Annotated in this window: 23 protein-coding genes and 1 pseudogene; 5 read left to right on the forward strand and 19 right to left on the reverse strand. The window is 33.9% G+C overall.

The annotated features are described in order from the left end of the window. Positions 1-58: 58 nt before the first annotated feature. The 14 genes from F9279_RS19555 to F9279_RS19620 all read right to left on the reverse strand — a co-directional run bounded on the left by F9279_RS19555 (position 59) and on the right by F9279_RS19620 (position 12,389). On the reverse strand, positions 59-271 hold the full coding sequence (locus tag F9279_RS19555; protein ID WP_031536992.1) for a hypothetical protein: 213 nt from the start codon (positions 269-271) through the stop codon (positions 59-61). 395 nt (positions 272-666) lie between these two features. Continuing rightward, positions 667-2,247 carry a phage/plasmid primase, P4 family gene (locus F9279_RS19560; protein WP_048716341.1) on the reverse strand — a complete coding sequence of 527 codons (1,581 nt, stop codon included), beginning with the start codon at positions 2,245-2,247 and terminating at the stop codon, positions 667-669. Positions 2,248-2,371: 124 nt separating this feature from the next. Then, positions 2,372-2,656, reverse strand: coding sequence for a hypothetical protein (locus tag F9279_RS19565; RefSeq protein ID WP_026675551.1), 285 nt, complete (start codon positions 2,654-2,656; stop codon positions 2,372-2,374). A gap of 1,041 nt (positions 2,657-3,697) precedes the next feature. Beyond that, complete coding sequence (locus tag F9279_RS19570; RefSeq protein ID WP_031536994.1) at positions 3,698-4,495, reverse strand: tyrosine-protein phosphatase; 798 nt, start codon at positions 4,493-4,495, stop codon at positions 3,698-3,700. A 196-nt stretch (positions 4,496-4,691) separates the two neighbouring features. Beyond that, the gene (locus tag F9279_RS19575) at positions 4,692-5,282 is read right to left on the reverse strand and encodes a GNAT family N-acetyltransferase (protein ID WP_047944577.1); all 591 of its coding nucleotides are present in this window, start codon (positions 5,280-5,282) and stop codon (positions 4,692-4,694) included. A gap of 68 nt (positions 5,283-5,350) precedes the next feature. Further along, the gene (locus tag F9279_RS19580) at positions 5,351-6,370 is read right to left on the reverse strand and encodes an alpha/beta fold hydrolase (RefSeq protein ID WP_031536996.1); all 1,020 of its coding nucleotides are present in this window, start codon (positions 6,368-6,370) and stop codon (positions 5,351-5,353) included. Positions 6,371-6,678: 308 nt separating this feature from the next. Beyond that, positions 6,679-6,846 (reverse strand): type II CAAX prenyl endopeptidase Rce1 family protein, encoded by a 168-nt coding sequence (locus tag F9279_RS26335; RefSeq protein ID WP_160314233.1) that lies wholly within the window; start codon positions 6,844-6,846, stop codon positions 6,679-6,681. Positions 6,847-6,978: 132 nt separating this feature from the next. Then, positions 6,979-7,203 (reverse strand): hypothetical protein, encoded by a 225-nt coding sequence (locus F9279_RS19590; protein WP_031536997.1) that lies wholly within the window; start codon positions 7,201-7,203, stop codon positions 6,979-6,981. Further along, positions 7,200-7,772, reverse strand: coding sequence for a hypothetical protein (locus F9279_RS19595; protein WP_031536998.1), 573 nt, complete (start codon positions 7,770-7,772; stop codon positions 7,200-7,202). Before F9279_RS19595 ends, F9279_RS19590 begins: the two co-directional genes overlap by 4 nt. Before the next feature lie 36 nt (positions 7,773-7,808). After that, positions 7,809-8,129: a YrdB family protein gene (locus tag F9279_RS19600; protein WP_031536999.1), complete on the reverse strand. Its 321-nt coding sequence runs from the start codon at positions 8,127-8,129 to the stop codon at positions 7,809-7,811. A 390-nt stretch (positions 8,130-8,519) separates the two neighbouring features. Further along, positions 8,520-8,723 carry a hypothetical protein gene (locus tag F9279_RS19605; RefSeq protein ID WP_031537000.1) on the reverse strand — a complete coding sequence of 68 codons (204 nt, stop codon included), beginning with the start codon at positions 8,721-8,723 and terminating at the stop codon, positions 8,520-8,522. Between the two features lie 38 nt (positions 8,724-8,761). Then, entirely contained in the window at positions 8,762-9,637 is an 876-nt protein-coding gene (locus F9279_RS19610; protein ID WP_031537001.1) for a GNAT family N-acetyltransferase, read from the reverse strand. 25 nt (positions 9,638-9,662) lie between these two features. Then, positions 9,663-10,190 carry a DUF2306 domain-containing protein gene (locus F9279_RS19615; protein ID WP_047944578.1) on the reverse strand — a complete coding sequence of 176 codons (528 nt, stop codon included), beginning with the start codon at positions 10,188-10,190 and terminating at the stop codon, positions 9,663-9,665. A 786-nt stretch (positions 10,191-10,976) separates the two neighbouring features. Beyond that, positions 10,977-12,389, reverse strand: a complete 1,413-nt coding sequence (locus F9279_RS19620) for an MFS transporter (RefSeq protein WP_109768769.1) — start codon at positions 12,387-12,389, stop codon at positions 10,977-10,979. Here F9279_RS19620 and F9279_RS19625 point away from each other — a divergent pair. Next, on the forward strand, positions 12,355-14,127 hold the full coding sequence (locus F9279_RS19625; RefSeq protein WP_226793725.1) for an ABC transporter substrate-binding protein: 1,773 nt from the start codon (positions 12,355-12,357) through the stop codon (positions 14,125-14,127). The two genes, F9279_RS19620 and F9279_RS19625, sit on opposite strands and share 35 nt — an antisense overlap. A 631-nt stretch (positions 14,128-14,758) precedes the next feature. On the opposite strand, the gene F9279_RS19630 is transcribed toward F9279_RS19625, so the two are convergent. Beyond that, positions 14,759-15,451, reverse strand: a complete 693-nt coding sequence (locus tag F9279_RS19630; protein WP_031537005.1) for a hypothetical protein — start codon at positions 15,449-15,451, stop codon at positions 14,759-14,761. A 276-nt stretch (positions 15,452-15,727) separates the two neighbouring features. Here F9279_RS19630 and F9279_RS19635 point away from each other — a divergent pair, with 276 nt between their 5' ends. Both F9279_RS19635 and F9279_RS19640 read left to right on the forward strand, forming a co-directional pair. After that, a complete protein-coding gene (locus tag F9279_RS19635) occupies positions 15,728-15,991 on the forward strand; it encodes a hypothetical protein (protein ID WP_031537006.1) in 264 nt (87 codons plus the stop codon). After that, positions 15,951-16,460, forward strand: coding sequence for a ComEC/Rec2 family competence protein (locus F9279_RS19640; RefSeq protein ID WP_035416352.1), 510 nt, complete (start codon positions 15,951-15,953; stop codon positions 16,458-16,460). The genes F9279_RS19635 and F9279_RS19640 overlap by 41 nt, the downstream gene beginning before the upstream one ends. A gap of 482 nt (positions 16,461-16,942) precedes the next feature. Here F9279_RS19640 and F9279_RS19645 read toward each other — a convergent pair whose 3' ends face one another. The 4 genes and pseudogenes from F9279_RS19645 to F9279_RS19655 all read right to left on the reverse strand — a co-directional run. After that, the gene (locus tag F9279_RS19645; protein WP_031537008.1) at positions 16,943-18,091 is read right to left on the reverse strand and encodes a zinc-dependent alcohol dehydrogenase; all 1,149 of its coding nucleotides are present in this window, start codon (positions 18,089-18,091) and stop codon (positions 16,943-16,945) included. A 114-nt stretch (positions 18,092-18,205) separates the two neighbouring features. After that, positions 18,206-18,415 carry a DUF559 domain-containing protein gene (locus tag F9279_RS19650; protein WP_047944579.1) on the reverse strand — a complete coding sequence of 70 codons (210 nt, stop codon included), beginning with the start codon at positions 18,413-18,415 and terminating at the stop codon, positions 18,206-18,208. Positions 18,416-18,556: 141 nt separating this feature from the next. After that, the gene (locus F9279_RS25295; protein ID WP_155986740.1) at positions 18,557-18,709 is read right to left on the reverse strand and encodes a hypothetical protein; all 153 of its coding nucleotides are present in this window, start codon (positions 18,707-18,709) and stop codon (positions 18,557-18,559) included. Positions 18,710-19,019: 310 nt separating this feature from the next. Then, positions 19,020-19,355: pseudogene (locus tag F9279_RS19655) on the reverse strand (DUF4317 family protein); the annotation flags it as partial. A 344-nt stretch (positions 19,356-19,699) separates the two neighbouring features. On the opposite strand from F9279_RS19655, the gene F9279_RS19660 reads away from it, so the two are divergent. Both F9279_RS19660 and F9279_RS19665 read left to right on the forward strand, forming a co-directional pair. Then, positions 19,700-21,175: a spore germination protein gene (locus F9279_RS19660; protein ID WP_031537010.1), complete on the forward strand. Its 1,476-nt coding sequence runs from the start codon at positions 19,700-19,702 to the stop codon at positions 21,173-21,175. Between the two features lie 4 nt (positions 21,176-21,179). Beyond that, positions 21,180-22,313: a GerAB/ArcD/ProY family transporter gene (locus F9279_RS19665; protein WP_081836610.1), complete on the forward strand. Its 1,134-nt coding sequence runs from the start codon at positions 21,180-21,182 to the stop codon at positions 22,311-22,313. Positions 22,314-22,317 lie beyond the last annotated feature (4 nt).

A 22,317-nucleotide genomic window follows, 5' to 3' on the forward strand; every position in this document is an offset into this window, starting at 1 on the left:
ATCGGACAAAGCAGCAAAATCATTTGGTTAAAATCTTTAAAATCTTGGTTAAAACACATTACATTATACTTTTCAATTTTTGTCTTTCCCTTTTTTTGCCTGCCACTCTGTAATCCTCTTTAAGTACATATATGAAATAGAAGAATGGTTCAGTTTCATCTGGCAATAAAAAGCATTTCTTAAATCTTGCAATGAAGAAATTGTACTGAAAATGGTTAAACGTTATTAGTTCATAATCAGCCTTCTTACGAAGTATATCCTTGTTTTTCAAGAGAATCCCTCCAAGTATCTTTAGTGTAATCTTTCTACTTATACACTTAAACAAACACTTGTTCTTACCTTTATTTTGGAAGGAATCACAAGAAGCATTGAACCACTTTTGGATGTTTTGTTGAACTAGTTTTAAGCCTTGCGATTCTATTAGTATCAATACTTGAGCCGTTTGAACTACTATTTACCTAAATGACCATTTTGAAAAGCATTACAAAACTACAAGAGATTATTTGTATACACCTCACATATACTACTGTTTTAATAATTAAACTGGTTCATTTGGCTCAACCCTTTTCTCGCTTGCAAACACTTGGTTCATTATTGGCTCAAGATTGGTTCAACTTGGGTTCTATTTTTACAAAATTAAAGACGGGTTTAATACCCGTCTGCAATTTAAATTTCATCAAAATCAAGTAGTTTTAAACCCTTCCAAGACTTAGTCCTTCTACTGTTATTCATTTGGCTACGTTTAACCAGATTACCATATATACTTTCAATTTTTTTATTAAACTTTGTTTGACTTCCCGCAATGTGTCCATTTTGTTCACAGAAATTTTGCCATGCTGTAAACAGATTAATACGCGCTGTCTCAGCATCTGGATTAAATTCGCAATGTTCATTCATGAATTTCATTACAGCATTATTCTCTTCTCTGTATCTTTGGACTAGTTCACTAGATTCCCTACTTTCTGTAAACTTAAAATTATTTTCATGTATCAATCTTCTTAGTCCGTCTAGAATCCAAAGCAGGATAGCGTCCTTCTCTTTGTATAATTTTTCCTTCAGGTGAGGGTCTTTTTTTGCAGGTACATGCTTAAAAGGGATAATACTTAACCTGTTGTAAAAAGCATCACTAGTATCTTTACTGTAATTATCCGGTAGACCATTTGTGGAGAAAACAAACTTTGCTTTATTATAAAACTCAAATACTTGTCCATATGGTCTTCGTGCAGATATCCTATCATTCCCGGTAGCCGCTTTTAAATAGCCATTATCTTTAATTCCTTTAGCGGGTAGATCAGCAAATATATTGACAACCTTCCCAAACAATTCTGCTTGTTTGTACTCATTATCAGACAAGTCTTGTAATGGAATGTGTGATTTAGCATTATCGGTTAAGAGATTCTCTAGAGTTGCTGTGATAAAAGTACTTTTCCCTGCATCTCCCGGTCCATCAAATATGAAAATCATCTTTTTGGAATCTGTTAATGGAGTTAAACAATACCCTACCATTTCCTGCAGCAGCATTTGAAGTTCTTTATCCGGTACTGCACTATTAATAAACTTATTGAAGTTTTCTCCATTAGCGTTCGGATCATAGTTTGCTTGTATTTGAATTGTAGAATAGTTATCTATTGAGTGACCTTTAGTAAACTCCCAAGTTTGTAAATCAAATGTTCCATTTAGAAGATTTAACTTAAAGGGATACTTATTTATTTCGTGCGGAAACTTATTAATTCGACTATCTATCTTCCACAATTGAACAACATCATTTATAACCTGGGACTTAGCATATTCAGGTGTTAATAACTCTTTTACTATCCCCTTATCCTCATTCTCATTCGCTGGTCTATACACCCCATTATCAAAAAAATATAACTTTCCCGTTGAATTGATGACAGGAACATTTTTTATGAGGTATTCCGACAAAAAACCTCGATGTATATAACTAAAGCCTTTATCTGATTTCCTTAAAAATGGGCCAACAAGTCGAACTTCATTATCTATGTATTCTACCTTAAATCCTTTCGGTCCAATATATTCATTTCCGTCTTCGTCGTATAAGACACTCTTCCAGATAGGGAGATTTTCTGTGTCTTTTATTGAGACTTGTTTTAAATCCTTTTTTTCATATTCTTCAACTTTTTTATTTAGTTCCTCAGTAGAAACTGTTATTTCTTGATTGTTTTCTCCATCAATATTACTCCAATTTGGTGGTGTAACTTTGTTTTTAAATTCTTTAGATGTAGCCATATTACATCACTCCCCTTTCCTCATTACACAGGGTTTAGGAGTGTATATTGTGTTTTATATGTATGCTTTTTATTGTGTTGTGAAGACCTGTTAGATGGCTTAAAAATACATGCATGTTGGTAGTTTAATCTCTTCTAAGTTCAACTCCTTCAGGAGCCTTAACAATTGTCCAACCTTTAATTAGAAATAAAGGTAATTTATTTGTGGTACCATATCTGCTAACCTTTTCAAATTGATAATAATCCCCCACTTTTTTTCTTAATATGAAATACTCTTGACCATTATATTGATTAGATTTAAAGAAATTAACTAGATACCCTTCCTTATACAAATCAATTTTATTCTTTCCCCATAATTTTTTTGCTTCCACTACTTCTCCGGTTTTAAAATTTGGATAATACTTTGGCAATGCTCTCACCTCCTTTTTACTTTACAACGTTTCTATTAAACAAAGATAGATGCTCACCTGCTAATTCTTCATATAAAAATTTATTTCTTTAATATTTAAATTAACTTTATGGATATATTGATACTAAGGGTATTTTACTGAGGGGGACTATTTGATAGCTATTTTGTACGGAAATAAAGGGAAATTTCGAAGCCTTTTATAATAATTCTGTAGATTCTTGTTTTTCTCAAATACCACACCAACCTGAAGTACTTATGTTAAAACCGAAAGCAAATACAGTCACAGAAAGAGATCATATACATATAGCAAAACTTGTAGATTACTCCCAATTAGAAATTACTAACAATAACCAGATAACTAGAGGCAAAAACATTGAATTTGTTTGGATTATCTGACTTCCATCATGGTTATATGGATGTTGGGGTTATTAGCGACTTTCTGTCTATACTTGAGGAAATTACATAAAAAATTCCAACAAAATTTAGAAATCAATTGTGTAAATGTAAATGTCTGTATCAAAATGTACATTTTTGCTTATATAAGCATGTACACTTTTGACCGTTATACGGCTCTCTATACAAGTGAGTGCATAATTACAACTTGACACGGAGCCTCTGCGGGCATGATTATGCCGCTAAAAAGCCAGCAGTAACAAGGGCTGGCAAGCCAACCAAGGCTATCATACCCGCCACTCCATGTAAAGTTGTAATATACAGGGAAAATCAAAAATGTACATCTTTAAACGAGCGTTTTTGTACATGCTTAATTCAGCATTTGTAGTGTAAAAAAACATAACACCTTTTGTTTATAGAGACAATCTACCCTAAATAACCTTTAAGTACATTTTTTACAGATTTTCACTGCGCAGTATCGTTGTACTGCGCAGTAAGAACAGTTATAAAGACAGATATTACTGAAGCATCTAAAAGTGAATGATGATTTAAGTGAGTTCCCTACTAGGCAAAAAAAAACAGAAGAGTTTGCCGTTTTTTTTACAATCGTTTCAAAATATTTCTTGAATTCATCAGTTATCACTCATTTCTATTCTATACTTTTAAGGACTAGATTCTGCTTCAGTCTATCCAAAATCTCTACCTCTAGTTGGCAAGCCTCCATAAGATAGGTTTCAACGGTTCCATATCGCTCGTTAATATTGGCATATAGTTGCTCGAGCACTTCGGGATGCGCCTTTAATATGAATTCTATACGCTCTGAGGACACTTGGAAAAGTGTCATCCATCTCATAACTTTTATAAATTTATCTAATCGATGTTTGAAGTAATCGTTGGTTAAGAGATATTCTTCCAATACCCTTTGATATGGAACCCCAACTAAGGACTGAATGATTGATGCAATAATCCCTGTTCGATCCTTTCCAGCTGAACAATGGATGAGCACCGGCCAATTTTTATCATCAGAGATTAAGGTAAATACCTTTTTTATTTGTGGAGTTTGATAGAATGCAATACTATGATAATACTCCCTAGTAAAGTTTTTAAAATCGTCTGCTCCTGTCTTTCGAAACAAAAAGCTAAGAAACTTTCGGAAATTAGCATCTTGAGTCTCTATGGGAAGTAGAGGAATGTTCACAGAATTAATCTCTTCTGCAGTCAGTAATAAGGGCATATTCTTGTTGTATTCTTTTTCTGATCGAAGGTCTAAGATTGTTTTAATCTTATATTTCTTCATTCTTTCCAGATCACATGGAGTCATGTTAGATAATTTACCAGAGCGATAGAGTACACCTTGTCTTAAGGTAGATCCTTGCTCTGTTTTTACCCCTCCGATGTCACGAAAATTATATATTTTTTCAAAGTGTATTAATTGGTTGTTACTCATAATTCTCTCCCGCTTATCATTACTTATTTATGGTGTTCTTCAATATAGTTTTTCAGAGTTAACTAATCCATCCTGCCCTTCTAAATTTAAAGAAAAATTTTAATTCAAATACTATATCCTTCCCTATTCTTCAGGTGTAATGTGTCTAACATGTAAATAGAATATCCTTGATTGATGGTATTTAAGTGGACGGTGCTTATATCCGATCATTAGCTCTAATTCTTTTGTACATCTGAAAATCCCACTCGGTTTTTAAAAGAGAATAACAATATTGATCTGCATACTCCCCATTAATCAAGGAGTAGCCACGTAAAACCCCTTCCTGATAAAAACCAAACTTACGTAAAATTTCTTTTGACGGTGTTGCATCTATGTTGGTAAATGCCTCGATGCGATGCAAATTCATTTCATGAAAGCCAAAACCGATGACATGAGTTAATATTTCAGTCATGTATCCTTTTCGCCAATATTGCTTTCCTAAATCATAAGCAACCTCACCCCTAGACCCGCGTTGGACCTCCCAACCATTGAATCCGCACGTTCCTATAAGAGTATTCGTATCTTTTTTAATAATCCCCCACCTAAGTGCTTGATTTAAATCAAATAGTTTGTTCATAAATGAAATTACACCTTCTGCTTCCTCTACACTTGTTAAAGGGCGAATCCCCATATCTTTTGTAACATCTTTATCCGATAGTACCTCTAGGACACCTGGAGCATCAGCTAATGACATTTGTCGAAGTAAAAAACGATCCGTGTTAATAATCGGAAACTCTTTAAATTCCATTCTCTTCTCTCTCCTCCTCACCTTTTGTAGTGGTTTGCTTCTCTAATAAATAGTTAGAACCTTTTAAATTAAAGCAGGTATTGGATTAACCTCTGCTCATTTTCCCTTGCATCATCCAAATGAAAGGCATGGGAAGATTTATCCGACCATAATAACCTTTTTCCTTCTGGAGCATCTAGATTCTCATAGTATCTTTTAATTAGTTCAGGCATAACATGCTTTTCTTTACTTCCATGAATAAACATGACAGGTATTTGTAATGAGGGAACCTCTGTAAAGAAGTCGAAGGTATTAATATCGTTGAGCAATTCTTCCGTATACGAGAGTTTAAAGCCGCGTATAAGGGAATTGTATACGTCGATAAGAGAGTAATCCGGTGACTGCAACATAATTTTAAGTCCCGAAAAAAATGTCGCTGACTTTTTATCACCTGCATCATGGAACATCGAATTGTATTTAAATTGCCATTTACGAATTGCAGCCCACTGTTTAAATCCATCTAAATAAGGTGGCTCCCCAACGGCAAGCAAATCCTTTATCGCTTTTTGATGATTCTTCACCTTCGATATTTCCATCAGCCACTTGTAACTTAACTTGTCATTTTCAACCCAGTTCGTAATTTGTGAGAACCCGGTATATGAATAATATTTTTCTGGATAAGATGCGGCAAGCGACAGTCCAATCACACTCCCCCACGAATGTGCCATGAGGTGGATTTTTTCTTGACTAAACCGGTTCCTTAAATAATCGGTAACCTCACACCCATCTTGAATAAATTGCTTTAAGTTCATCGTATTTTTTTGAATTTGCTTTGCATACGATTTACCTGTACCACGCTGATCCCAGAAAACAACTGTAAAATGCTTGACTAATTCCTTTGTCGTCATTACTAAAGCATAATCACGTCCCCTATTGGAGACACCAGGCACCGGCATGCTTGGGCCTCCATGAATAAAGAGTAAAACAGGTGCACCAGGATTATCCGCTTGTATTAAGATGCTTTGTTTTATCCCCCCTATTGTAATGCTCTCTACACTGCTTATACCTTGTGCTGTAATTACAAAATCCTTGCTATGGAATATTTTCATAAAGCCACCTCATATTTTATTTTCAGCTATGTAAAGAACAATGTTGACTATAATAGTGTTAATTGAAGCGCAAGATAAACGACATCAGCGATGAGTGCTTCTTCACTACTAATCCTTTCGAATAGCATATCTTTTTCAGTAGCTAATGAGAACGCCCAGCGTTATCGGCCGTATCAAGTAGCTGATGAAATGGAAATTAACGTTACCAATAAATGAGCCTAATTTTAATGAAAGAAAAATAAGTTTCACTTGCAGTGGGTAAGCTCAATAGAGGTTGCATCTAGCTAAAACATATGAATGAACAGTCTCTACATCCCCGTAAATTTATTTAAAAACACTGGAACACAAAGGTTTAAAATGTGAGCAACAATCACCCAACGTAAACTTTTTGTCTTATAAAAATATGTACCCCATGCTAAACCCATTAGAAATACGGCAGTCCAGGTGACAGGACTCCGATTTGCAATGGAAAACACTCCCCACGTCAGAAGCCCTCCTCCAGAGGCGGATTAATAAGAAAAGTAAGTATCCAAAGTGAGATGATTAATCCTGAATCTAATGTATGCCATCCAAATATGAATGCAGGCAGGAAGGAGTGACGGAAAAGGCTAAAATAATCCAGCCTTTATGCCCTTTGGCTTTTGCAACCAACTTGTAAAAGTAGTTCTTTTATGACGATAGATTATAAATGCCATCGTACTCCAATAAATAATAGCTAGCGGTACCCATGCCCATTCATTGATTAACCGCACAGCAATGGTTGCTGTCAAAAATCCTAAACCAACAACTAATATTGGAGAAAAAATCATTAAGCTTCGATTTTTATCGTTCACATAGAATTCCTCCTAAAAAGAAAGAGTCCTCCCCATATAAACCCGAGTCCAGTAATAATTGCCCCGGTTGTGGAGATGAGCGGTTCTAAATTTCCTGCTACCGTCCCTAGTGCAAAAACAATCGTTCCAAGAATAAGTAATAGTCCAACTGCAGATGGAAATAGTTTCGCTCTCACCATTGAAATACCAACGAAGATCATCCCCAATACAAAAAGCAGTGGACCAAACGAGTAAATAAAGTGATTTGTACTAACTGCAAATATTTCATCAATCTTAACATTTGAAACGCCAGCCATCTCGACAAACACAATGGCCGTTACGATAATCGTGCCAATTACACCTAAAACCATACCTATTGATCCGAAAATACCATTTTTATCTCTTTGTGATTCATGAAATCCAAAAAACGCAAAAACGATGAGAAGATGAGCAATAAATACAATGGCTTTTCCTATTACTATACCTTCCCCATTTGAAAACAGTAGATTAATAGAGTGAGCTGTAGCAAGAGAGAAACCTGCAATGATAGACATAACTCCACCTAGTTTGATTCGAAACGCATTCTCCATTCACCTATCCCCTTTATTTGTTGATGACTACATGGCTTATTGTTTCCATACATACATTAGGATTTTGTTAACTATGACTAATGCCCCAAAGACAAATGCTAATGTCGGTTTACCTACAGCTAATAGTGCCAAAATCGCACACCCGAAAATAGTTACTTCAAGTAAAATACGATATCCCCCTGTTAAGGGTATTTGTGCTGCTGGGGAACCAAATAGCCCCCATATCATCATGATCAATAAGGGTGCACCAATACCTAGTAGTATTTTAAAAACTATTCCTTTACCAACAACAAAGCCCCAATAGCTAACTGCTACAATAGTACATACTTCCAAAATAAACAGTAATACGAGATTCATAAACAAGTTAATTACACCCCATTAAAAGGAAGGTGTCTAAAAACAAAGGATTTGAACATTTAGACAACCTCCATTAGTATCTGAATTACCAAATTTGTGTTTTTAATAGTAATTTCTTCCTTTATATTCTAATGAACGAGTATTGTCAATCATCAAATTATTATAGACTAAGAGGAATTTTGTTTACCTTCCATTGATGCTCCTAGTCTTCTTCAATACAGTTGTCGTAAGCCACATGATTAGAAAATAGGAATAGTGGGATGCATAACTCTCGATCTTACCTATCACGCTTAGGCCACCAAACTCTTACAAATAAAACCAATTGTTTTAATAGAAAACAAAAACTTCCAATAATATTTAAGTTCTTTATTGAAAAATGATTACAAACTACTAGCTGGTTTTCTTAATAGAAAATTTTATTCTTTTTTTACCTTTTACAAATTGAATAAACCAATATAGAGCCACCCAAGGTAAAATATATTTTGTTGACCATTCCATTATATTTATAATAATTCCTAAAGAATAATAACCTACTAAATATAAAACAATAAAAATTACTACTAACCCTAATGAACCATATAATAAATACTTCATTTTTATATCCCTCTCTTTACTAGTAATATATATAAATACTAAGCTTGTACTGTAATGGGATGCTTGAAATATTCAGGTAAATCTAAATTATTTTTTATTTTTATGAACAGCACATCGTTCTCGGTATCAATTAACTTTTTACTAATTACAATATCCCCGTAATCTGGAGTATAATGAAAAACTACATTTTTCGTATCTTCGTTAGCAATTCTATTTATAACATCAGAAATAGTTACTTCCTTTTGGCTAATTACATCAAAAAGATGGAGAGTTTCCCCATCGTGCATATGAATTGTAAACAAATCTAAATCATCTATGTAATAGATGTCCTGACTAAAGACATTTAGACAATAAAACATAAGCAATTCCTGTGAATTCTCTGAACCAAAAATAAAAGATACTGGTAATCTACCTCTACTATATTGGAAAATTCTATTTAACACTTCAGAATCAGTACCATTCAGTTTAGTCACTCTTCTGACTGGAATTATTCTTGACGGTATATTCATTGTAAACTGATGTTCCGGTACTCGCTTAAAACCAAACTTAGGATAGAAATCTAGCACAGTAGAATTAGCAAATAAGTACATAAAATCATATTGGTTCTCATAATGTTCAAGCACTATTTCCATTAACTTACGAGATAGTCCTAATTTTCGAAAATCAGGATGAGTCATTACCGTACCTATTTGAATCCCACGCTTTTTTTCATTATTAATAATTAACTCTACCTTATTTGCAGAAACGTTTGCTATTATTTTTTCGTTTTGTACGATGGAGAAAGGTGAATATTTTTCTGTCCAAAATCCTTTTTCGTACCAATCTTCAAAACTTATACCAAAGGTATTAGTAGCCAGTTCATTAAAACTGCCCCTTAATTTCTTATTATGCTCAAAGTTTCTTATTAACTCCATCCTATTATCCTCACTATTAGTATTTTCACCTTAAATTAACTGGGGACTGAATGTTGGCTGTCATTCTTCTAGATTTTCTCAACCAAACTTCTACCACTAATAAATTTCCAGTCCAACACAACCAGACGGCAATTACATAACCAAGTGTAAAGTTATCAAATGTACAGCCAATGATTGCTGACCATATACGGAATGTCAATGCAGCAAATGTGACCGCATAGCTTCTTATCATCCATTCTTCATGAAGTTTAAGTTTTTTATTTCGAATATATGAGTAGGCCTTGTATGTTGTATAAATCCATGCTAGGTCTAGAAGAAAGAAGCCTAATTTAGCTAATATTCCTCCAAATGCAAATAAAGTTAGGTAAATCCCTATTAATCCACTAATGAATATACAAATGACATAGATTTTACCTACAACACGATGTGTATTTAAGTATTTATTGCGCAGTTCATTTATAAAAAGGAAAGGCCCTACTATTAATGGTACGGCAGCTGTTAAAATATGTATATACAATGCTGAATTCCAAATAATATTTTTAAATTCATACATTACAAAACCTATTTCAATTAAAATAGCATTAGATTGTTCCGGGTCGAGTACGTAGTAACGAATGATAGCATGAATGCTAAGAAATGATGCAAGAAGTACGAGTAGAGCAAACCATATTTTTTTTGTTAAATGTTTGAAATATAATAATCTCCCCCGTTTCTATAGATAATATTTGCTCCGGTAGCGTTAAATACTACTTTTTTTCCTGAAGTAGTCCCTGTGGTGTGAAATGAAATCATTATTACCTAACATAGACCTTATTTTACTATTTTGTAACACTAATAAAAGTGAAAAATTGTTTTTAATTTTGCACCTTTTTTACAGCTCTATTCCAAGCGTTAATAATGGGGTAAAGTAATCTTTTTATTTCTCACTTTGAACTAGGCCATTTTTTTCTCATAAGAACAGTCCGATCAAAGTCATATTAAGACTTAAACTGCAAATATGATAGTCTTTATGAATAAGAGCCTCTCTTTACTTTCAACACTCATTTCACCCATAGTATATTGAAGGGTATTTTTTTGTAAATCAATGCCGAGATTTGAAAAACCCTAAGTTTTCCGCCTCATATTTAATCAAAGTGAATCAAGCTGCACTAATAATAGTTAATACACTTCTATGATAAATAACACAGTTCTTTTAGTCTATGAAATTTACAAAAAAAATGAAATAATTAGAGGAGAAGAGATTTCCCTACTGCCAAGCCTGTAGTGGACTTACACCACCAAGTTATCGCCCATGCCGGGCACAACAAAAATCCCTTAGCTTTCACTAAGGGAGGACTACTTAATTTGATACTTCTTTTGGTTTAATTGTATCTCTTACTTTTACGAGCAAGGTAGAATTTCTATATAAAGGATAAGTAAGGGCAGTAATCATTAAAACGGAACCTGCGACAATCAAGGTTGCAACAATATTTATTCCCCCTAAATATCCACCAATAAGGGTACCCATTAACAAAAATAGATTAAATATCGAATAGAAAATGGCTGTACCTCTTCCCCTTATTTCCTCAGGAATATGTTGAAGAAAGATCGTACTCGTAGGTACCATCATTAAAGCATTTGTAAGACCAATCACTAAACTCCACAATATTAATGGATATAGGAGCGAATTCGATAGAAAGCTTATTTCCGTGATGAAATATACACATATAATAGAAAAACCTAGTACACCAATCGATACATATAATAAACGATAATGGGCCATTTTATTTAACAGCTTTGACCCTAGGACAGCACCAATCACCGTACCAAATGCGAAGATTCCTTCCATCACACCAAATTCAATTTTTGATACTTCAAACACTTGGAGCATAACGGCCTTATAGTTTGTCATAAACATTCCAAATGCCATCATGACAGGGACTAGAAATAAAATCATAAAGAATAAAATTGGGGTCTTAAGCATCTCCACTATTCCATCAAACAGATTTTTCAGATACGAATTTGAGCTAGGCTGGTTCTTGTTAGAATCTATCTTTAAAATAGATAAGCTAAAGATAAGAACTCCCGAAATAAGATATGTGAATGAATCAATAAAAAATATGTTCTTCGGGGATTGAAAGGCTAATAGAAGCCCAGCGACTACAGGCCCACCTAACTTAATAACAGCTATCGTACTCTGAAATAGTGCAATTCCTTGAGGAATACGATGGTCACCGACAATAGTTGGAATGGAAGACATACGAGCTGGCTCAAAAAAAGCTGTTCCAATTCCTTGTAAAAATACTAGTAATAACAATAATGGGATATTCTCGTAGAAAAATACCATTAAGAATACCATTAAAAATCTATATATATCTGAATATACCATTACCCATCGACTTGAATATTTGTCAATTAAAGGCCCAATAAAGGGTCCAATGATGACCACTGGCAGTAATTGAGCAACAAAAACGAAACTAATCATTAGGGGATTGTCTGTATGGGTTCCGACAAAATAAACAACAGCAGTTAGCGTCATGGCATCACCTAGAAAAGAAACAACTACCGCCAACCAATATCGGATATATATTTTATCTTTAAGTAATTCAAGCATCGGCCTCGCCTCCATATTTCTGAAATTATCTGTTGTATTTACTTTAAACCTGAAATAAAATGATAAAAAGTGAAAACAACAAGTAACATTTGCACCTTTTATGGGAGGGACCAATTTGAGATTAATGGAGTATTTAATTTTGTTAAGAGCTAGACACAAAGCCGTAAAGCCCTACGAAGAAATTAGCATTTCTATTAGTGAAATTGCAGAAACTTTCTGTAGCTCTATTAGAAACACAAACTATTTGCTTAAGAAATTGAGTGAAGAACAAAGAATTACATGGAAGCCTGGGAGAGGAAGAGGAAACCTCTCAACCTTGGTTTACCACTCCTCATTTAGCGAAACAGTGGAGGAGTACATATTCCAGATGTCAGCCGAAAATAGGGTAGGGGATATCGTTGACCTCGCAAACTCCCCTACCCTCTCTGAAGAAAATCAGAAGTTTTTATTTCAGTCTCTTTATGAAAAACTCGGCCCTAGTATTGAACATTCGCATTTTGGAACTAAGAGCATCCTAAGAATAATACTTCCTCAAGAAGTTCATTCACTAGATCCTTTAGAAACCATTTTTTATTCTGAGGCTCATTTGGTAAATCAGATATTTAACACATTGGTTTCATATAATAGTGAATTAAACCAAACTAATCCATGTATAGCTTATGCTTGGAAAAAGAAACACAATGGAAGAAAGTGGACTTTTTATTTAAGAAAAAGTGTTAGATTTCATAATGGGGAAATGGTCACTGCAAAAGAAGTACAATATACAATGAAACGAATTTTAATAGAAGGAAGTCACTCTGCCATATATCCACTATTAAAAGATATCCGGGAGGTAGTCATTGTTGATGATTTTACCATCGCATTTCATTTAGAGAGGGAAAATTTATTTTTCCCAAGAATTTTATCATCCTTTCACTGTTCTATCATTCATCCATCCCACTCACAAAACCACATTCCAATTGGAACAGGTCCGTTTCTAGTAAAGGAATTCAATAAAAATTTTATATGTCTCCAAGCCTTTGAAGAATACTTTCGTGAAAGAGCTCTAATTGACCAACTTGATATATGGATGAATAAAAGAGGGCATGCATACCCAAATCAATTTACTGCCTTGAATGCTACGGAAAAAGACTCAAACCCAGTTATATTAGATTATCAGTTGTTAGGTAGTAGATTTTTGGCCTTTAATCAAAATAAAGAAGGTTATCAGCACAACCTATATTTTAAATTAGCTATTCAAGAAATCATGAATCCAGTTGAAATGATAAAGGGACTTGGAGGAAATAGAAGTTTAGCTGCCACTAGTTTTTTGCCCGATGTAAGTAGACTCTACAAAATAAATAAATCGTCTATTGCTAAAGCAAAGGAGTACTTACTAAGAAGTGGTTATAACGGGGAAACTATTTATCTATATTATTTTAATCTAAATGAAGGATATGAAAGTGCCGAATGGTTACAAAAACAAGGGAGGAAGATTGGTCTGTCCCTTAATCTCCATCCTATTAATTACGATACGGATGAGTCTATTTTAAATGGGGACATCCTCCTATTATCAGTCATACTTGATCAGGATGTTGAATTAAGCTTATTAACCATTTACAAAAGTGAAAACTCTTTTTTTAGAAAATTCCTAGATAAGGATACTCAAAAAAATATAGATTTGGAACTAGAGGTATTTCAAAGGGTGGAAACTTCAGAGGGAAGAATGGTTCACTTACAGAGAATTGAAGATATGTTAAAAGAAAATGTTCTCGTTCATTTCCTTTATCACGCAACGAATAAGTTGAGCTATCAACCATTTCTAAAAGGGCTTGAAATTAACTCCTTAGGCCTACCAGATTATCATCATCTATGGATCGATCCAGAGGATGAGTTGGTGCATGTGAGTAAACTTTAGGCAAAGAATGGGACAATATCGGACTATGTATGGATATTCATTTCAATTTGTCCCTTTTTCTAGGGTGCGTTCCATTATTCTGACGTCAAAAAGATAATTCTTATAAAAGAGGGTATCATTCCTAACGTTTGATACCCTCAAATCTGTAATTCCTATAAATGAAGGTGCCATCTTGCTCTCCTTGCACCATCAAATCTGCTATTCCTTAAAATGAAGGTGCCATCTCGCTCTCCTGACACCATCAAATCTGCTATTTCCTAAAATGAAGGTGCCATCTCTCTTTCCTGATACCATCAAATTCGCAATTCCTTAAAATGAAGGTGCCATCTTGCTCTCCTGACACCACCAAATTCGCAATTCCTAAAAATGACGGTGGCATCTTTCTCTCCTGACACCACCGAATTTGCAATCCCTAAAAATGACGGTGTCACCTCGCTCTCCTGACACCACCAAAACTACAATTCTCAACGCTGTGTTAGTGTTAAATGTTGATTTATTACTATTAAATTAGGATTCCATAAAATGACAGCCTAATTGTTATTGCTTTTATTCAACTAACGCTCCCCGTTTTACTTTAATAAGGCGGAGTTCCTAATTGATGTATAGCATCTAATTGAATCACGTTTTGTAGTTATTCAACCTTAGTTACGATAATTTGAGAAGTCATTAAATTTAGCCTTTCTTTCAGTTCATCCGTAATGGTGAATGTAATAGTTGAACCAGCATTTAGGTTATTAAATTTATAATGCATCCCAGTTATAATGGTTCCATCAGTTCCATAAGTTTCATAAGTTTCATAAGTTTCATAAGTTTCATAAGTTTCATTTGGAGTTTGGCTAAAATCTGAGATATGATCATAATAATCACCACTGATTTTACCATTTAAAAACACATTATTAGGTAAAATCTGATAGGGTGGTTGCATTTGTACAATGGATATTTCAATAATATTATTTTTTGTGTTTACAACTCCATTATCCGAAACTACTATCCCATTAACATTCAATTCATATTCCCATAAATCTCTAGAGAGTTCATTTTCCTGTTCATCTCTAAAATCTATTATTATGTCGTTAAGTAATTGTTTGTAATAATCCGCTTCTTCCTTTGTGTATTTTAAATCTAACTCAATATTTTCTAATGAGTTTTGTAAATCTTCTTTTTCTTTTTGTAGTTCACTAATTTGTGTGTCTTTTTCACTTATTAATCGATTTGTTTCCTCTCGATCAATATTCTTTGCTTCATCACTACTAGCAGGTTGGTTGCAGCTAGTTAGTAGTATGGTTGTAAGTAATACTGTCAGTAACCAAGTGATTTTTTTCATCGTATTCCCCCTTTTATCTTTCAACCTAGTGTTCTTGATATAATTATTGGTGAAAAAGTATCTGAGGGTACCGAACAGACTACTACTACCTTAGTTTCGGTATCAAAACTGACTGAAGACCATCCAAAAAAAGTCGTAGTGAATGCCTTTATCAGAAGAGGTGCAACAATTAGACATCACAAAAATATGCCGACTAGGACAGGTTGGACTGCCATAACTCCCCTTTCCTTTAATCCAAATGTTGAAAAATAACAAATAATAAGGGGGAGAAAGAAATTGAATCTAGAGGTTCTACTTAATACCTATGAAAGGAAGGCAAGATATCTATCTGCATTATTGACGGTCGCACCAATTATCATTTGGTTGTATTTTTGGTTCCCTGAAATCCGGTCACTCGAAGGAACTATTATTAGTCTAATTGTTGGTTTAGGCATATCAATTCCACTTTCTATACTTGCAAGAACTTCAGGAAAAAAAGTACAAGATAAACTATCTATTAATGTGGGGGGCTCTTCCTGCTACTATAATTTTAAGGAATAACGATAAAACATTAAATAAAGAAACAAAAAATCGTTATCACCAAAAATTAAGGTTACTAACAAACGTGGATATCCCAACAAAAGAAAGAGAACTAGAAGACCCCTTAGAGGCAATCCAGAAATTTAATTCTTGTATTGATTACCTAAGACAAAGAACAAGAGACAAGGCTAAATATTCTTTAATTTTTAATGAAAATGTTTCTTATGGACAGGCTAGAAATTTACTTGGTTTAAAAACTTTCGGATTAACAATATGTTCAATATTAATAGCAATACAATTATTTTCAATCTATAAAAACTATGGTGTTGGACTTAATATTTCTGCTGTTCCTATTTTTGAAATTATATCAGTCATTATAACTGTATTGTTTTTATCGTTTTGGATATTCTTTGTTAGTGCAAAACAAGTTTATAATGCTGGAGTAAATTATAGCAAAGCATTACTAGAGTCGTCTGAGCATATTGAATAACTCTGAAGAAATATATAAGAGGGATTGTATCTGATTGTTATTCCCTCTTTTGAAATTAAACTTTGAATTATTTCATTAATTTTATTGCAATTTTTCTAACCACTCTTTATCAAGCACTACTTCCACTCTCTGCTTTACCACTATTTGTGATACGGTTCATCGTAACGTTACGAGGGACAAACATTTAAATGTAATTAAAATTGAAATTTAATATCTATTTAAAGGGGATACCTAATTAAGACTAAGCCATTCTCTTTTGAAGTACCCACGTAGGAAAAAGCAAATGTAAAAACATGCATAAAAGCAGTGGATTTCACACCTGAAATCACACTGCTTTTTAGCATTATTAAAACACCTTTTTTATAACAAATACCTATTTATATGTAACTAAGGTCGATACTGGTATGCCAATTCCTTTTGGACTATCGGGATTATCCTTGAAACCATTAAAGCGTAAAGAATTAAAATAATTATATTTTTCATTATGGTTTTAAAACTACTTTTATACAATCATCTGCATGTTCATAGAAGGTTTTATACATTTCACTTGCTCGGTCTAACGGTACAACATGCGTGATAATTTCAGTAGGGTCAAATTCACCCTTTTGAATCATATCAAACAATATTGGCATATAATGAACAACAGGTGCTTGCCCCATTCTTATACGAATATTTCTTTCCCATAAATTACCTAAAGGAAATTGATTGTAAACAGAACCATATACACCTGTTAATTGTAAATTTCCGAATTTTTTAATAGCTTGCATACCAATTTGTATAGGGCTTGTAGTTCCCCCAACTAAACCCATTTGTTGTTCTTGTGCTTCTTTAGGAGTTTTCTTCCCATCCATTCCCACACAATCAATGACACAATCTGCTCCACCTTTTGTTAATTCACGAATATATTTTCCAGCATCATCAAATGTTGGAAAATCATCAAAGTTAATTACTTCCACATTGTTCATTTTTTTAGCATGATTTAAGCGATAAGGAACATTGTCAACTGCAATCACTCGACTTGCACCTTTCAACCATGCAAACTTTTGTGCCATAAAACCAACAGGTCCACAACCAAGAACGACAACTGTATCACCCTTTTTAACTCCTACATTCTCGACACTCCATAAAGCGGTAGGTAATACATCTGACATAAACAACAATTTTTCATCATCTAATTCTACTGATTCTGGGATAACAAAAGGAATAAAATTACCATATGGTACACGAAGGAGTTCCGCTTGACCACCTTGATACCCACCATATCTTTCAGTGAAACCAAAATAACCCCCAGTGTCTACAGCCTTATTAGGATTAGAATTATCACATTGGCTCTCCATTTCATTTTGACAGTAATGACAATGACCACATGAAATGTTGAATGGAAGAACTACTCTATCACCTTTTTTTACCTTTGTAACTTCCGAACCAACTTCTTCAACAATACCCATCGGCTCATGTCCTAATACATAATCTTTTGTAGCTGGTACTGCCCCTTGATAAATATGAAGGTCAGAACCACAAATTGCACTTGAAGTAATGCGAACAATAATATCATCATTCTTTTGAATTGTTGGGTTTGGTACTTCTTTGACTTGCATATTTTTTACACCTTGAAAAGTAACTGCTTTCATTGTTCTCAACTTCTTTCTTAGAATTTATATTTTGTCTTAGATTATCTTTTCCAGAAATTATTTTTTTATTCATCATTGTTGTCACCATCCTTATTAAAGACAACAACAAGAAGATTAATTATCGTCCTTTATTTGTTTTTTGTGATGTTTTTCATCATATTCAATCACTAATTCTAATTGTGGTATATAGAAATCAACGATGTAATTGTCCACTCTATATTTATCATAAATATAAACAATTCCTTCTAAAGAGTTTTTTAATATTTCTCCAAATCTGCGTTCCATTTGTTTGCGCGAAATTAATAAGATTATTAAACTCCTCAAAATATTGGCCTCTTATAGCGATATTAAAAACAGTATCTAGATTATAATGTAAAACTTTCCTTTTTACTTTTCTAGTTCCTTCTTTATTTTGTACTATATAATACTTAGTATCTTGAAGTAAATCTAATATTCTACTAATATTTATAAATGAATTGTTATATTTTGCATAGTGGTTTGGTAAAGTGTTGCAATTGCCTTCTGTGTCATCCAAACTGTTTCATCTGCTATTTTAACTTCTACTGATGTATCCCTGCCCTCTGGTTGATAGATCAAAGTTTTTATGTTATTTAACATTGCTCTACCTTCCTTTTCTACGTTCTTCTATGTACTATTATACCGTTAACCATCGAATAGTTTAACAAAAACAGAACGTTTATTCCCCTGTTATAACTTATTCTAAGACAAATATAAAACCCCTTCAGACTTGATATAAAATCCTTAGGGGCTGTTAATTTATTTAATTTGTTCTAATACGGTTTTGCTTAATTCAACTTCCACTCTCTGCTTTACCACTATTTGTGATACGGTTCACCGTAACAGGGCTAAATGAGGTTTTTTCCCCTGTCCATTTTAGATAGCTGGCTGAAGGATCACCCAATCTCTCTTACTCCAACAGCTCTTCCGGAAGCAGCTTAAATCCTTCAATCATCGAGTCTTCTTCCACCTTGATCAATAGACAGCGTTTGCCATTTTAATTGACCTGTTTGACATATCTCAAGTCTTGAGGGCTGATTGCAACATTCGCTACTTTTGTGCTGATCTTAATGGACTTGGACGCGTAACTCGGAACGATATGGCTTGCTTTCATTTCATACGTTTTGTCTTCAACCACCTGCTGAAATGCCCTTTCCACTTTTTCCGTATTCATATCTTTTACGCCGCTCGCCTTCAGCACACGTTCAATCTCTTTAGTATCCAAAGTAGGAGTACTCTCTTCTTCCACCACTATTTTCAGTAAATCGTTATCCAACTTAAATTGTTTTCGAATCTCTGCTATATCTTTGTTATTCATCTCTAAATTTTAACTCCCTGGCTAGTAAGATTCGTGTTTTGAACAAAAAAGAGCATCCAAAGCTACAGTTAGCTTTTGACACTTCTTTATTATAACAATCTTTAAGATGAAGAAGGCCTATCTATTATGGATTGCCTTTGTTCCTCTTGGGTCGTTATGCACCTCTACGTGTTTTGTATATTTTAAAATTAAATTGGTAACAATGTGTATGAATATGAAATTTTTAAGTACGACTAGAAATGTTTTTTCTCAATAAGAGGGGTGGGATGTACATGTTTTGGAAAAAAAAACAAATTGAAAGTAAGTTTGTTGCTCAATCAATAGCTGAATCAGAATTATCGATAGAAGCTCTGAAAAAAAGCCTCGTTCAAATGGATGATGCAGAATTTGTGGAAATTGACATTTCCGTTATTCGAAAAATTCATCTTGTTTACATACGAACTCTCATTGACCAAGAAAAATTAAATGAAAGCATTATAAAACCTTTAACTAAATGTTCCAAACCGTCTATTCAAGATTGTATTACGAATTCCTCCATTATTCACATTCCTAATTTTATAGAGGCAAAAAAACAGTTGTTTTCAGGTTCCATTTTGTTATTTGATTCTTCGCAAAACCTTTGGTTAGCTGTGCCATTAAAAAATCCTATTGGACGTGCCATTGAAACTTCCGAAACAGAAACCATTCTGTTCGGAGCAAAGGACAGCTTTAGTGAACAAGTAGAACAAAATATTACGCTTATTCGAAGACGACTCCCCATACATGAACTGAAAGCAGAGAAGTTTACTGTCGGTTCTATGAGTGAGACAAGTGTTGTTTTAATGTACATAGAGGGGCTGACTAATCCAGATTTTGTTTCAACAGTCAAAGAGAAGATTTCTGAAATTAATTTTGATCTCTTCTTTGACTCCTCTCAAGTTGCGGCATTCATGGAGGAACATCAAAACAGTATTTTTCCTCAGTTTCAGCAAACTGACCGGCCTGATGTAGTTGCTTATTCTCTGGGATTAGGAAAGATCACCCTTCTGGTAGACAATACACCATTTGCTCTTGTTGCACCCATTACTTTTTTCCATTTGTTCCAATCACCCGAGGACTATATTAATCGATGGGTAGTTGCCAGTTTTTTGCGCATCATCCGATATGCCAGTTTTGTTCTGTCAATCACATTGATTCCTTTCTATGTGGCATTGACAACTCATCACTATCAAATGATTCCTATGCAAACACTTCTGGTCTTGGTCGAATCAAGGAGCATGCTTCCTTTTACTCCTTTTTGGGAAGCATTTATCATGTTAATTTTTATTGAAATCATAAAAGAAGCAAGTTTAAGAATGCCTACAAAAACTGGTCAAACACTTGGGGTTATTGGTGGTATTGTGATTGGTCAAGCAGCTGTTGAGGCTGGATTCGCTACCAAAGTATTAATTGTCATGGTTGGGATCTCGACGATAGCTTCCTTTCTTATTCCCAACTACCTTATGACAAAAGCAAATTCATTAATTCAATTGATGCTTCTTGTTTTTTCTTCTTTACTTGGGATAATTGGGATTGCACTAGGAAGCATTGCTATTTTGGCTCATCTTAATAGCTTGTCTTCAATCAAGCAACCCTATTTTTCACCAGTTTCCCCTTTTTTCGGTAAGGATTGGATTGACTTATTCATTCGAGGGCCATTAGTCAAAATGTTGGAGCGTCCAGAGCATCTTAAACCTCTAAAACAGAAGAGAGATAAAACTAGGAGATGACTTGATGATGGAAACCCACCAATTATTTAAAAAGAATGAAACCTATAATGGGTTCTATGCCATGTTGTTGGTAAATCGCCTCCAAATGCTATACTTCTTTCTGATTATGCCAAATATCTTGATCAATCCATATATGATTTGGGTGCTTATAGCTGTCGGGATATTATCCCAACTAAACCTTCTTCTTTTATCGAAGTGGCTTTTAACCCGTTTATCTAGCAATGGATATAATGGATTTGTCCAATTGTTTGGGAAAAAATTGGTACGTTTTCTCTCTTTCATCGGGTTGTTCTTTATTCTACTTAAACTTTCCGTCATAACGTTAGGATTCATCGAAATTGTTCAAACATTTATACTTCCATCAACAGATACAAATTTTCTTGTCTTTTTTATTTTGTTGTTATGTTTTTATGTCGCAGGTAGGGGCGTTGAACATACCATTCGTTTTGTGTTGATTTCTTTTTTCTGTACATTTTGGATGTTCACATTTTTCGTTTTTTTCGTCTTCCCTCCAATAGCTCAACTCAGTGATTTGTATCCACTTATTCCAATGGAGTGGAAAGTAGAAAATTGGAAAGCCGTTTTTTTAATTTTGTCTTCCTATTCTGGTCCGGAATTTCTGGTATTTTTGGGACCATGGCTTAAAACAAACAATAAAACCTTTCGCTATTTGTCTTACGGAAACGCTCTCACCGTTGTAGAGTATGTATTCCTATTTATAGCATCCCTATTTTTTTTCGGTTCCAATTATTTAAGTAAAACTCAATATCCAATTATTAATATGTCCCGTTATTTTCAAAACCCAGTGTTTGAACGAATTGATATGATCATGCTTTCCTTTGAATTATTTAACCTAGTTTTTGCAGTTTCTCTATTTCTACTATTGTTTTATGGAGCATCTAGAATAGCTTTTGGTAAATTGAGCAAGCCAACCAGTGGAAAAGGTTTGTTATTCAGTGTATTCCTTATTTTTATCGGAATGATTCTTGTGAATGAATTATTTTGGAAGCCTTGGGAGAAGCAGAATTTTTTACTTAATCTTCAAATTATAGCTGGAAGCATAAGCTATTTTCTTGTTCCACTTGTTATTGTTTTAGCAATGAAAAAAAGGGGAGTTAAAAAAAGTGCGTCTACATAAAAAG

It is taken from the genome of Bacillus sp. B1-b2 (assembly GCF_009183415.1).
GTDB lineage: Bacteria > Bacillota > Bacilli > Bacillales > Cytobacillaceae > Niallia.

Coding starts and splice junctions, on each gene's coding strand:
- F9279_RS19560 (WP_048716341.1), bottom strand. CDS start 2,247: ATGGCTACATCTAAAGAATTTAAAAACAAAGTTACACCACCAAATTGG.
- F9279_RS19570 (WP_031536994.1), bottom strand. CDS start 4,495: ATGAGTAACAACCAATTAATACACTTTGAAAAAATATATAATTTTCGT.
- F9279_RS19575 (WP_047944577.1), bottom strand. CDS start 5,282: ATGGAATTTAAAGAGTTTCCGATTATTAACACGGATCGTTTTTTACTT.
- F9279_RS19580 (WP_031536996.1), bottom strand. CDS start 6,370: ATGAAAATATTCCATAGCAAGGATTTTGTAATTACAGCACAAGGTATA.
- F9279_RS19595 (WP_031536998.1), bottom strand. CDS start 7,772: ATGGAGAATGCGTTTCGAATCAAACTAGGTGGAGTTATGTCTATCATT.
- F9279_RS19600 (WP_031536999.1), bottom strand. CDS start 8,129: ATGAATCTCGTATTACTGTTTATTTTGGAAGTATGTACTATTGTAGCA.
- F9279_RS19605 (WP_031537000.1), bottom strand. CDS start 8,723: ATGAAGTATTTATTATATGGTTCATTAGGGTTAGTAGTAATTTTTATT.
- F9279_RS19610 (WP_031537001.1), bottom strand. CDS start 9,637: ATGGAGTTAATAAGAAACTTTGAGCATAATAAGAAATTAAGGGGCAGT.
- F9279_RS19615 (WP_047944578.1), bottom strand. CDS start 10,190: ATGTATGAATTTAAAAATATTATTTGGAATTCAGCATTGTATATACAT.
- F9279_RS19625 (WP_226793725.1), top strand. CDS start 12,355: ATGGAGTATTTAATTTTGTTAAGAGCTAGACACAAAGCCGTAAAGCCC.
- F9279_RS19630 (WP_031537005.1), bottom strand. CDS start 15,451: ATGAAAAAAATCACTTGGTTACTGACAGTATTACTTACAACCATACTA.
- F9279_RS19640 (WP_035416352.1), top strand. CDS start 15,951: ATGTGGGGGGCTCTTCCTGCTACTATAATTTTAAGGAATAACGATAAA.
- F9279_RS19645 (WP_031537008.1), bottom strand. CDS start 18,091: ATGAAAGCAGTTACTTTTCAAGGTGTAAAAAATATGCAAGTCAAAGAA.
- F9279_RS25295 (WP_155986740.1), bottom strand. CDS start 18,709: ATGTTAAATAACATAAAAACTTTGATCTATCAACCAGAGGGCAGGGAT.
- F9279_RS19660 (WP_031537010.1), top strand. CDS start 19,700: ATGTTTTGGAAAAAAAAACAAATTGAAAGTAAGTTTGTTGCTCAATCA.
- F9279_RS19665 (WP_081836610.1), top strand. CDS start 21,180: ATGATGGAAACCCACCAATTATTTAAAAAGAATGAAACCTATAATGGG.